This window comes from Streptomyces marokkonensis, assembly GCF_008312835.1.
In the GTDB taxonomy this organism is placed as follows: domain Bacteria; phylum Actinomycetota; class Actinomycetes; order Streptomycetales; family Streptomycetaceae; genus Streptomyces; species Streptomyces marokkonensis_A.
Genome location: NZ_VSKS01000021.1, coordinates 130,484 through 141,564 on the forward strand (window position 1 = coordinate 130,484; position 11,081 = coordinate 141,564).

Here is an 11,081-nt window from a genome sequence, read left to right on the forward strand (position 1 = left end):
TCAGACCGGCCGGAAACGGTGCGCCATGGACGCCTGGATCCGCCCCGTGAGGTTCCGGGGGTCCTCGGCGGCCCGTGCCTCGTCGAGGGCGGCCCGGACAGCCGTGGCGAAGCGGAAACCGAAGTGTTCCGCCTCCAGTTCCTCCCGGAGCTCATGGCCGTCGGTGCGCGCGGCGAAGTGGAGCCCCGCGTCCATGTGCCGGACGGGTGAAGGGCCGGTCCGCGCCGCTCCGGCGACGGCGGCCACGAAGGCGGCCAGCTCCTCCATCGCCTCCGTGCCCGCGGCACGGGCCGCGGCGGCGCCGTGATCGCCGCCGTGGCCCGCGAACATGTGCCAGGCCTCGTGGCCGATGATCACGACCTGGTGCTCGGGGCCGGTGTTCTCCTCGTAGACGATCAGGTCGTGGTCGGTCCGGTCCACCCACACACCGCTGGCTGTCGCCGGCGGGAACGCCGCCTCGCGAAGACGCACGGGCCGGCCCCGCACCAGGCTCAGGGCCCGGCTCAGGGCGGGGACCACCTCGGTCTCTGCGGTGAGCGGCCGTAAGCCGCTCACCAGTTGGGCGCTCAGCTTCCGCATCGCCCGTGTTCCCGTACTCATCGGTCCTCTTCCCGGTCGTCGAGCTCCAGCAGCGCGTTCAACATCGCGTTGAGCACGGCCCGACACTCCGGCGGCAGGTCACGAGCGTGGCGCGGGGTGGTGCCGCGGACGTCGTCGTGTCCGCACCTGCCGGCCGGCGTGGGCCCTGCCGCTGTCGCTCGGCGAGGTGCGCGGGTGGCTCCACCGAGGGGCTCCTGACGTCGAGGACCGGCAGTTGCCGTGCGCCTCGCAGCCTAAGCGTCCCCGGTGGCACTTCTCAACGATCATTTCCGGGCCCGGAGCGCTCGTTGAACCACCGGGCACGCGCGGGCGAGCCCGTGATACTCGCCGGCACGCGAGCCCCCCGCTCAACGCGTTCAGGCCGCCGCCCGGCCGTCGAGCGGAACGCCCAGCCGGGCGGCCACGGTGGTGAGGGCCGCTCCCAGCGGGAGCGCCACACGGGTGAGGGCGTGCCGGTCGCCCCGGGTGGGGTCCCGGTTGATGATCAGCACCGGTTTGCCGGCCTCGGCCGCCTGACGGACGAAACGCAGCCCGGACATCACCGTCAGCGAGGAGCCGAGGACCAGCAGCGAGGACGCCTCACGGACCAGCGTGCGGCAGTGCTCGACCCGGTGCGGCGGCACGTTCTCACCGAAGAACACCACGTCGGGTTTGAGGACGCCGCCGCAGAGGGCGCAGGGCACCACGCGGAAGTCCCCCACCTGCTCGTCGGTGAGGTCGGCGTCGCCGTCGGGGTTGATGTCCGCGGCCACGGGCCCGAAGCCCGCGTTGGCCTCCTCCAGCCGCGCCGCGAGTTCGCCGCGCGGGCTGCGGGCGCCGCAGGAGAGGCAGACGACCCGGTCCAGGCCTCCGTGAAGTTCCACGACGCCCTCGCTGCCGGCGGCCTGGTGCAGACCGTCGACGTTCTGCGTGATCACTCCCGAGAGCAGACCGTGCCGTCCGAACGCGGCCACCGCCCGGTGCCCGGCGTTGGGCAGGGCACGGCCGAAGGTGCGCCAGCCGAGGTGGCTGCGCGCCCAGTACCGGCGCCGGGCGTCGGCGCTCGCGGTGAAGTCCTGGTAGGTCATCGGGGTGTGCCGGCTGAGGCTCCCGCCCGCGCCCCGGTAGTCGGGGATACCGGACTCCGTGGAGATGCCCGCCCCGCTGAGCACCAGCACACCGCCGGTGCCCAGCGCGTCGGTGACCCGCTCCGGGTCCGTGGTGCCCGGCGGAAGGTCCTCGGCGGGGGTCCAGCTCAGAGTGGGGCGCATGCGCATGTCGCAAGGGTACGGAACCGACCGCCGAGCCCGGGAACACGCCGGTGTTCCTCCGCCCGTACCGCCGACGGCACACGGCGTGCCGCGGTCCCGGGGGCGGGCGGCCCGCCCGCTCCCGGTCCTCGCCCCGGTGCGGGGTCAGCCGCCGACGCGTACGTCGATGCGGGCGTAGCAGGCGTTGGTGGTGTCCGCCACGTTCCGGACGGCGAGCACCTTCTGCTGTCCGGTGGGACCACCGAAGTCGATGTGGTGGTTCACCACTTCACCCGGCCTGGCCCCGCCGTCGCCGAACAGCGCGATGCGCCGACCGCCGACGTAGACGCCCAGCCCTTGCCGTCGTCGTCCGGTTCGGCGAAGCGGCTGTTCCCGCCGCTGCACGTGGTCAGGCCCTTGGGTCCTTCGACACTCTGCGGTTCGTGGCCGATGTCTCCGCAGGAGACCGTCGGCCGGGCACACGCGTGTGTGCCCGGCAACGGCCGTCCCATAGTCTCGTGCGGAGAGACCTCGGACACCGGAGGCGTCCGAGGTCACGGGTATCGACCTCGAGGAGGCAGCGGTGTTCGGACGGGGTCCACGGTTGCTCGTGGGCACGGTGATCGTCGCCTGCGCGGTGCTCCTCGGCCCCAGTGCGCCCGGTGGAGTCCCCTTCGCCAGGCCGCTGCCCGCCGAGGCCGCCAGGGAGGTCGTACCGAACCGGGTCATGACATGGAACATCTGCAACCCCTGCGGGACGAGCGACGTCGACCGGGCGGCGGAGATCGCCACCTACGCGCCGCAGGTCATCGGCCTGCAGGAAGCGTGCGTGCGGGACGTGGAGAGGATCCGGGACCACCTGGAGAACATCTACGGGCTGGTCTACCACGTCGAGTACGGGACGGTTCTCCAGAACTGGGGCCGCTGCGGGGGAGCGCCGTGGAATCCGGGGGCCTTCGGGCAGGCGATCCTCTCGGCGGCACCGATGGAAGACCGCATCAGCGTGGAATACCCCGACGGGGGATCCGAGGACCGGGGATACATGGCGGTCACCACCACGGTGGGCGACCGGTCCGTCCGGGTCTTCAACACGCACTTCGCCCAACGGCGCCAGGAGACGGTCCGCGCGGACCAGGCCGCCGTGCTCGCCGCGCAGGTCGCCCGGCACGACCGCGCCGTCGTCCTCGGCGACTTCAACGCCGTGCCGGACGCCCCCGAACTCACTCCCCTGTGGGCGCTGGCCGAGGACACGGACCCCGAGTGCCGGCCCTCGCCCGCCGGCACCTGCGCGCCGACCACCGACTGGCACACCAAGTTCGACTACGTCTTCCTGCGCGGCTTCACCCCGCTCGAGCACCACGTGCGGCCCACCCCGTACTCGGACCACCACATGCTCCACACCGACCTGGAGCCGGTGTGAGGGGCGCCCGAGGCGGCCGCCGGGACGCCGGAGCGCCACCGGCCCGGCTCCGGACCCGCCACGTCGGTCCGCGCGCGGGCCGGAGTCTCAGGACTGGGGCCGTTTACCGTGGTTGGCCGGGTGGCCGCGGCGCGCCTTCTTCTTCCGGCGCCTCTTCGAGGACATGCGCGTCTCCCTCCTCTGGACAGTCCCCGGACCGGTGCTCGGCAAGGGACCTCGCTCCATTGTTCCGCGAGGCCCCGGGTGCCGCGACCGGCACGGAGGCGCTCAGCTCGGCCGCACCGGTCGGCCTCACGGATGGTCCGGCAGTTTCATCCACTCGTCCCAGGTGACGTCCCGGCCGATGAAGCGCGGCCGTTCGAAGGGCCAGTCCTCGGCGATCCAGCGCGGAACGAAAGCGTCCAGCGCCCGCTCGAGCGCGCCGCCCACCTCGTCGTCGACCACCCACCAGGAGATCTCGGCGTCGGCCCCCCGCTTCTCCGGCGGGTCGATGTAGACGCATCCGCGCAGGGCGGTGCCCTCCGCGTTCTCGACCGTGTAGTTGAACGATTGATGGGCTTCGATCTCCGCGGCGTGCCGCTCCAGATCGGCGAGGTTCGCCTCGTACGACATCGTGGCCGACGGCCAGCCCCACGCGGGACCGAAGATCGACCACAGCCGCTCCCGCGATCCCATCACCGTCGGATAGTCGAGCGGCGCGTCCGCACCGCTGATCGGGCGCAGCCGGTGGCCCCCGCCGTCGGGTATGCCGACGTGGAGGGGATGGACGAAGTCACGGGGCAGCCAGGTCATGGGCGTGAGCCAACCATGCCGGAAGAACGCCGCGCAAAGGGATATGCGGCCGCCGGCGTGCTGTGGCCGCACCCGTGCTGCCGGCCGCCCGTCACCCGGCCCACCGCCTCACCCGGCCCGGTGGAGGCCCCCGTGGCGGTCCGCCGCCGCTCCCGGACCGGACGTGGCCGGAGGCATGGGCGGCAGGCCCGCGGCGATGCCCGGCAGCAGGACGGGATCCAGCCGGACCCGGTCCTGCCTGCCCAGATAGCGCTCCAGCTCCGGTGGCCGGTAGCCGGGGTCCCGGTCGTGGCGCTCCTTGGCCGGCACCGCCAGGAACTCGTTGCCGTCGGGCTCTCCGTGGTCGTTCGCCGCCTCCCCGAGTCGCCGGTGCAGCGGCCCGGACAGTCGGTACACGCCCGTCCGTGAGACGTGGACGGGGCCCGAACCGTCCGGCCGCACGCGGAAGTCGGCGCACTCCTCGGGCCTCATCACCCGTGGCCCCTCCGGGCTGAGCGCGTCGGCGTCGAACTCCAGCCCGTGCCGGCGGGCGTGGTCGGCCATCCACAGCAGCGTGATGTCGGACAGCCCCGTCTCCGCGTACCCGCCGCCGACGTCACTGTGGACCCCGGCGAACCACACCTGCTTCAGCTCCTGTCCCTGCGCCGCCGCACCGGGCTGCCGGTGCCACAGCGTCGGCCGGAACGCGGAGCGCTGCTCGTCGACGGCCAGCGCGTGGAAGGCCGCGCGGACCCAGCTGCTCAGCTCGGTGTTGTGGAACGCCCAGCGCCGGTTGACCCGGTGCGCCGCCGGCCGCAGCCACGCCGCGCCCGGGACCGGGATGCCCAGGGCCCCGACCGTGTCCCACACGCCGATGAACGCGATCTCCGTCTCCCGCGCGTAGGAGCGCCGGAACAACGTGGCCGCCGCACCGTTCGGTTGCTCGATCCGGTCACGGTACAGAGCCCATGCCTGCGGGATCCGGTCGGCGTGGTCCCTGCGCAGGATGCCACTGTTGCGGATCAGCCCGGCCAGGCTGCGGGCGGTGAACGCGCCGCGGCTGAAGCCGAACAGGAACAGCTCGTCGTCGGGCTCGTACGCCTCGACGAGGAACCGGTAGGTGTCCACGATGTTCCGGGACAGCCCCACGCCGAACGCTCCGCCGCGCAGCCGATCCCACCGGTGGGTGCCGACACCGCTGTGGTAGTGGACGCGCTGCTCCTTCCCGGCGGCGGTCCACGGGGCCACGGACAGGGCGACCTTGGCGACGTTGGTCCTGCTCGGCTGATCCGCGAAGTTCCAGGTGCCGTCGCAGCAGACGACGAGACGCTTGGCCATGATCCCTCCCGGGAGAGCGGAGCGGCCCGCAGCGCCACTTCCAGCGTGGCACCGTCCGGCCCGCCGCGCGAACGGGAGGGCGCTCCACGGTGGCCCCGGAGGTCACTGCTCTGGTCCCGCACACAGGTCGGGGCCGCCGGTGACGGCAGGCTGGAGGAGGAACGTGCCCGAGAGGAGCCCGGAGTTCGGCAGCCCGTCCGACCCGCTCCTTGAGCAGATGGCCGAGGCCGCCGACCCCGCCGGTGAGCAGATCGGTGGCGAAGCTCTGCTCGACGTAGGCGGACAGCCCCAGGACGGCGAGTCCGGGGTGGCGGCGACGGGCCTCGACGGCGGCGCGGATGCCCTCGTCGGTGTGGGTGGGCGGCATCGGCACGTCGAGGATGGCGACGTCGGGCCGGTGGGTGTCGATGGCGTCGAGGACGTCTCGTCGGCGGTGCCCACCTTCGCGACCACGTCCAGCGACTCGGCGCGCAGCAGCAGGGCCAGTCCCTCGCGCAGCAACGGGTCGTCCCGGCCAGGCCGGAACCGCCCGCCTCGTCGGCACCGCCCCCGCCGTCGTCCTCGACGCGCAGCAGGAGCCGGCCGCCCCGGCCGCGCACGGTGACGGTGGCCCGGGTGGCACCGCTGTGCTTGGCGATGTTGGTGAGGCCCTCGGCCACCACGAAGTCCAGCGCGGCGGACACGGAACCGACGACGGTCTCCCCGAAGAACTCCCTCGCACCGTGCCCGGGCCGGCCGCCGGAGCTGTCGTCGTGACGCACACGGACCCCTCCCACCTCCCGCCGGCCTCCCGCCGCGGCACGGCCCCGGGCGGTGGCGGGGGAGTGGGCCACACCCTGCCCCGGGTGGTCCTCGTCATCAGCGTGGTCGGCAACACGGTGGCCTCGTACACCGGGACCGGTGTCGGCGTGCACCTGGCCGCGGGAGTGGTCACCGCCGTGTGCGCCACCCTGCTCGTCGTACTGCGTCTGCGCAGCGGCCGATGAGCACCGCACCAGCCGGTCGTGCGCCGCCGGCGGTCCCGTACCGGCGGGAGCGGCCGGTACGTGGTGGTGCAGGCTGCACCCCGGACCCACCTGCCCGCCCCATCGTGCGGGCCGGGGGCTTCTCCCTACGTTGATGGACACACCGGATCGACGGTGCACCCCCAACTCCCGAGGAGCCGGACGGCCATGGCGACTGTGACCAAGCCCCGAACCCGACGCCCGATCAGCCGGAGCGTCGTGACCACCACGTTGGTCACCGCGCTCGCCGGCCTCGGCTTGACGACGCCGGCGATCGGCGCGACGAAGCCGGCCGGGGACTCACTGCGGCAGCAGACGAACGCGATCCAGCGGACGGGCACCGTGGGCGTGATCGCCCGGTCGACCGGCCCGCGGGGTTCCCGTCACGCCACCGCCGGGGTCGCCGACCGGCGGACGGGCCGCGCCGCACACCCCGGTGACACGTTCCGCATCGCCAGCGCCACCAAGACCTTCGTGGCCACCGTCGTGCTCCAACTGGTCGGCGAGGGACGCCTCTCACTGGACGACACGGTCGAGGACCTGCTGCCGGGGGTGGTGTCCGGCAACGGCAACGACGGCAGCAGGATCACCGTCCGGCAGCTGCTGAACCACACCAGCGGACTGTTCAACTACACCGCCGACTTCCCCGTGCTCACCGACGCCGCCGCGTTCCGGGCCGGGCGTTTCGACACCTGGACGGACGCCCAGCTCGTGGCGCTGGCGATGCGGCACGCGCCGAACTCCGAACCCGGCACCAAGTGGGAGTACTCCAACACCAACTACACCCTCGCGGGAATGATCATCGAGCGGACGACCGGACGCAGCTGGCAGCGTGAGGTGACGCGCCGCATCATCCGGCCGCTGGGCCTGCACGACACCTACGCGCCGGTCACGTATCCGGGCATGCCCCGCCGGCACCTGAGGGGTTACTCCGCCTTCGGCGGCGGCCGGACGATCGACGTCACCGCCTTCAACCCGAGCGGAGCCGGCGCGGCCGGCGGCATGATCAGCACCACCGGCGACCTCTCCAGGTTTTACTCGGCGCTCATGAGGGGCGGGCTGCTCGAGCCCGCCGAGCTGGCCGCGATGAAGACGACGGTACGGGCCGGTGAACTCGACGACGTCTGGCCCGGAGCACGTTACGGGCTGGGCCTGATGCAGGTCGACCTCACCTGTGGCGGGAGCTACTACAGCCACGCCGGGGACATCCCCGGCTACATGACCCGCAACGGTTTCAGCGAGGACGGCCGTCACGTCGTCGTCGTGGAGGCGACGGGCGACGGCTCCGCCCCCGACCTGGGCACCATGCACGTCACCAACACACTCATAGACCGTCAACTGTGCGCCGGTGAACCCCAGTAGCGCATCGCCGGCCGCCGGTCCCGCCCTCGTCCCGGGCGGGACCTCCCTGACGCCGACGGCCCGCGAAGCAGACGTCCGGCGCGGTGCCGCGGGCGACGGCGAGCGGCTTGGACGGGCCGGCGGTGGACGGAGACGTCCGTGGCGGGGAACCGCCGCTCCCCTTATTGTCGTGTCGCCATCATGGATGGGACGACCACTGCGTTCGTCCGTGAAACGAGCACGGGCGACGGACGCGTACGACCAACGGGGGAACGACCGATGTTCACTGTCTTCCGGGCATTGCCGCCCGCCGCCCGGCCCGGGCGTGCTGCCGTCACCGCGGTCGCGGCGACGGCAGCCGTGCTGCTCGCGGGCTGCGGCGGCGGCGAGGGGGAGCGGAACAGCCGGGTGAAGGGCAACGGGGTGCCCTCACCGAGCGGCTCCGCCGCACCGTCGGCGTCGAGCACCGTCGGTGCCCTGCCCGACGCGTGGAACTTCACCCCCGACCCCGAGCGGGTCCCGAGAACGGCGGCCCAGGCGCGCGCCTTCACCCGCAGTGTCTCGCTCGCGCCCACCGACTGGACACCGGGTATGGTCCGGCACGAGCCGTACGAGACGGCGGGTACCTGGCCGAGGCTGCCCGACACCTGCGTCTGGACGCGCGGGCACCTGCCCGAGGGGGTGCTCGACAGCTACAACCGCCGCATCGACCTGCCGGCCAAGGACGGCAAGGGACGCGTCCACGGATCGGTGACCATCACCGTGCACCGGGACGAGGCGGGCGCCGAGAGGGAGTTGAAGGACACCGTCCAGGAGAGCTTCCGCTGCCCCGTGCAGGATCTCGGCGGCGGGCAGAAGCTTGAGGGGCTGATGTCGATGCACATCGACCCCAAGGACGTGAAGAACGCCGACGCCACGCTCTTCGAGGCCGGCACCTATTCGGGTCCCTCCTCCGGCGGTCCCCAGGGCTACGTGTGGAGCAAGTCCCGCATCGGGCCCGTCACCACGGCCGTCTCCGTCAAGGGCGCCAGGGGTCACACCACCGACGACCTGATACGTCTGGCCGCCGAGGCCGGAGCGAAGATGCTGTACCGGGTGGAGCTGGGACTGAAGTGAGTCAGCTGGAACCGCTCGGGCCGGGAGACCCGGCGCGCATCGCCGGTTACCGGGTACTGGGCCGGCTCGGCGCCGGCGGCATGGGCGTGGTGCTGCTCGGCCGGTCGGCGGGGGGCACGCTCGTCGCCGTCAAGCTGATCCGGGCCGAGTACGCGGACGACGCCTCGTTCCGTGCCCGGTTCCGGCGCGAGGTGGCCATCGCCCGCCGGGTACGCACGCGGTACGCCGTTCCGGTCGTCGACGCCGACACCGAGGCCGCCGCGCCGTGGCTCGCGACCGCGTTCGTGCCCGGGCCGTCGCTGGCCGACGCGGTCGGGGCGACCGGCCCGCTGCCGGCCCGGAGCACACGCGTGCTGGGCGGGATGCTCGCCGAAGCGCTGGACGCGGTCCACACCGCGGGAATGGTGCACCGGGACGTCAAGCCCGGCAACGTCCTGCTCGCGTCGGACGGCCCCCGCCTCATCGATTTCGGCATCGCCCGTGCCCTGGACGACACCGTACTCACCGCCGCCGACGTGGTGATCGGATCTCCCGGCTTCCTGTCGCCGGAACAGGCACAGGGCCGCCCCACCGGGCCGCCCAGCGACGTCTTCTCACTCGGCTGCGTGCTCGCCTACGCGGCGACCGGGACCCGGCCCTTCGGCAGCGGGCCCGTCGAGGCCATGCTGTTCAGGACCGTGCACGACCCGGCGCGGCTCGACGGCGTTCCCGCGCAGCTGCGGCCGGTCGTCGAGGCGTGCCTGGCCAAGAAGCCGGGCGAGCGGCCCACGGCCGCGGAAGTGCGGGCCGCCTGCGTGGAGGACGACACGGAACGGGGCTGGCTGCCTTCCTCCGTCACGCATCTCATCGCCGAGCGCTCCGCCCGGATGCTGGCGCTGCCGGAGATCGACGCGACCCGCGTGGACGGTCCGGCGCCGGCCGAGTCCTCCGGCGGCCCGGACGGCGAGGGGGGCCCGAGACCGCCGGGCAGACGGCGGATGCTCTTCTTCGCCTCGGGGGCCGCGGCACTCGCCGCCGCGGGATCCACCGCGTGGCTGATCGGCCGCGACGACGAGACCGGCGGCCGGCGGGGCGAGGCAGCCAAGCCGGTGCTGCGCCTCGGGCTCCAGGCCGATCTGAGCGGTCCGGAACGCCATGCGGGCAAGGCCCACGAGCAAGGAGTCCGGCTCGCCGTCGCGGAGCACAACGCCCGCGACGACAACCCGTTCGCCCTGGCCCTGACCGTTGCCGACGACCGGGGCGACGCGGCGAGGGCGGAGTCGGCCGCACGCCGTCTCGCCGCGGACGGGCGGATCGTCGCCGTGATCGGCGCGACGGGCACGGACGCCGCCGGAGCCACGCTCGACGCGTACGACGAGGCCGGGCTGACCCTCCTGAGCGTGCTCGACGGCGACATCCGCCACATGAACCGGATCTTCCTGTGTGCGAGGCCCAGCAACGCCATGCAGATGTATCCGGTCGGGCAGTACCTCGGGCTGCACGGTCTCGACGACATCGCTCTCGTCGACGACGAGAGCGAGTACGGACGGCAGGTGACCCGGCTGTTCGCCGAAGGGCTGCGGGGCACGGGCAGGGTCGACGTCATGCCGCAGACCGTTCCCGCGGGCGGCCGGGACACCGGCGCCCGGGTCCGGACCGTGGTCGCCAGGTCACCCGGCGCCGTGGTCTACGGCGGTGAGGCCGAGGGCCTGGCCGGCTTCGCCCGCGCTCTGACGGCGGCCGGCTACCGGGGGCCCCGGATCGCCAGCCAGGCGGCCCACGACTCCCGTTTCCTCGCGCAGGCCGGAGCCGCCGCCGAGGGCTGGCTCGTGGTGTCCACGGCCACCGACCCGCTGGCCGCTTCGTCGGCGCGCGGCTTCGCCCGGGCCTTCCGCGCGCGTTACCGGACCGATCCGCCGCCCTTCGCCGCCGAGGCGTACGACGGGGTGCGGTTGATCGCCTCCTGCCTGCGAAGCCTCGACCGGCCCCGGCCGACCCGGCACGACCTGGTGCCCGTGGTGCGCAGGACGACGCACCAAGGGGTGTCGAAGGACTATGCCTTCGAGCCGGAGAACGGCGGCTACGTGGGCACGGGCGTCTTCTTCTACCGGGTGACCCACGGCCGTTTCCGCTTCCTCGGCAGCGACCCTCGCAAGGTGTGAGGGCTAGGTGTGTTGTTCCGACAGGTTGGTGACGCGGCTGGCGGGTGTGTGGCCGTCGATGCCGGTGTGGGGTCGGTGGTAGTTGTACCAGTCCAGCCAGTCGGGAAACGCGGCCTGTCGT

General features: G+C 73.1%; 10 protein-coding genes and 3 pseudogenes. 5 read left to right on the forward strand and 8 right to left on the reverse strand.

From position 1 onward, the window contains the following. The 3 genes and pseudogenes from F1615_RS29200 to F1615_RS29210 form a co-directional block, all read right to left on the reverse strand. Entirely contained in the window at positions 1-600 is a 600-nt protein-coding gene (locus F1615_RS29200) for a toxin-antitoxin system, toxin component (protein ID WP_149552054.1), read from the reverse strand. A gap of 356 nt (positions 601-956) precedes the next feature. Further along, on the reverse strand, positions 957-1,856 hold the full coding sequence (locus tag F1615_RS29205) for an NAD-dependent protein deacetylase (protein WP_149552055.1): 900 nt from the start codon (positions 1,854-1,856) through the stop codon (positions 957-959). Between the two features lie 138 nt (positions 1,857-1,994). After that, positions 1,995-2,371 (reverse strand): annotated as a pseudogene (locus tag F1615_RS29210) (chitin-binding protein); the annotation flags it as partial. A 41-nt stretch (positions 2,372-2,412) separates the two neighbouring features. Between F1615_RS29210 and F1615_RS29215 the strand changes: the two are divergent. Beyond that, entirely contained in the window at positions 2,413-3,249 is an 837-nt protein-coding gene (locus F1615_RS29215) for an endonuclease/exonuclease/phosphatase family protein (protein ID WP_149552056.1), read from the forward strand. 291 nt (positions 3,250-3,540) lie between these two features. Here the strand turns inward: F1615_RS29215 and F1615_RS29220 are convergent, their stop codons facing one another. The 4 genes and pseudogenes from F1615_RS29220 to F1615_RS36550 all read right to left on the reverse strand — a co-directional run. Further along, positions 3,541-4,041: an N-acetyltransferase gene (locus F1615_RS29220; RefSeq protein WP_149552057.1), complete on the reverse strand. Its 501-nt coding sequence runs from the start codon at positions 4,039-4,041 to the stop codon at positions 3,541-3,543. Positions 4,042-4,149: 108 nt separating this feature from the next. Beyond that, positions 4,150-5,358 (reverse strand): DUF2235 domain-containing protein, encoded by a 1,209-nt coding sequence (locus F1615_RS29225; protein WP_149552058.1) that lies wholly within the window; start codon positions 5,356-5,358, stop codon positions 4,150-4,152. Positions 5,359-5,518: 160 nt separating this feature from the next. Further along, positions 5,519-5,859: pseudogene (locus F1615_RS36545) on the reverse strand (response regulator); the annotation flags it as partial. Next, positions 5,859-6,044: pseudogene (locus F1615_RS36550) on the reverse strand (ATP-binding protein); the annotation flags it as partial. The pseudogenes F1615_RS36550 and F1615_RS36545, both read right to left, overlap by 1 nt. Positions 6,045-6,110: 66 nt before the next feature. Between F1615_RS36550 and F1615_RS29240 the strand changes: the two are divergent. The 4 genes from F1615_RS29240 to F1615_RS29255 all read left to right on the forward strand — a co-directional run bounded on the left by F1615_RS29240 (position 6,111) and on the right by F1615_RS29255 (position 10,960). Then, positions 6,111-6,344 carry a hypothetical protein gene (locus tag F1615_RS29240; protein WP_149552059.1) on the forward strand — a complete coding sequence of 78 codons (234 nt, stop codon included), beginning with the start codon at positions 6,111-6,113 and terminating at the stop codon, positions 6,342-6,344. Between the two features lie 186 nt (positions 6,345-6,530). Next, complete coding sequence (locus tag F1615_RS29245) at positions 6,531-7,724, forward strand: serine hydrolase domain-containing protein (RefSeq protein WP_149552060.1); 1,194 nt, start codon at positions 6,531-6,533, stop codon at positions 7,722-7,724. A gap of 258 nt (positions 7,725-7,982) precedes the next feature. Then, positions 7,983-8,819 (forward strand): hypothetical protein, encoded by an 837-nt coding sequence (locus F1615_RS29250; protein WP_149552061.1) that lies wholly within the window; start codon positions 7,983-7,985, stop codon positions 8,817-8,819. A 5-nt stretch (positions 8,820-8,824) separates the two neighbouring features. Continuing rightward, positions 8,825-10,960 (forward strand): bifunctional serine/threonine-protein kinase/ABC transporter substrate-binding protein, encoded by a 2,136-nt coding sequence (locus F1615_RS29255; protein ID WP_149552067.1) that lies wholly within the window; start codon positions 8,825-8,827, stop codon positions 10,958-10,960. A 3-nt stretch (positions 10,961-10,963) separates the two neighbouring features. Here the strand turns inward: F1615_RS29255 and F1615_RS29260 are convergent. Further along, on the reverse strand, positions 10,964-11,081 hold a 118-nt coding region (locus F1615_RS29260; protein ID WP_149551262.1), incomplete at its 5' end, for an integrase core domain-containing protein.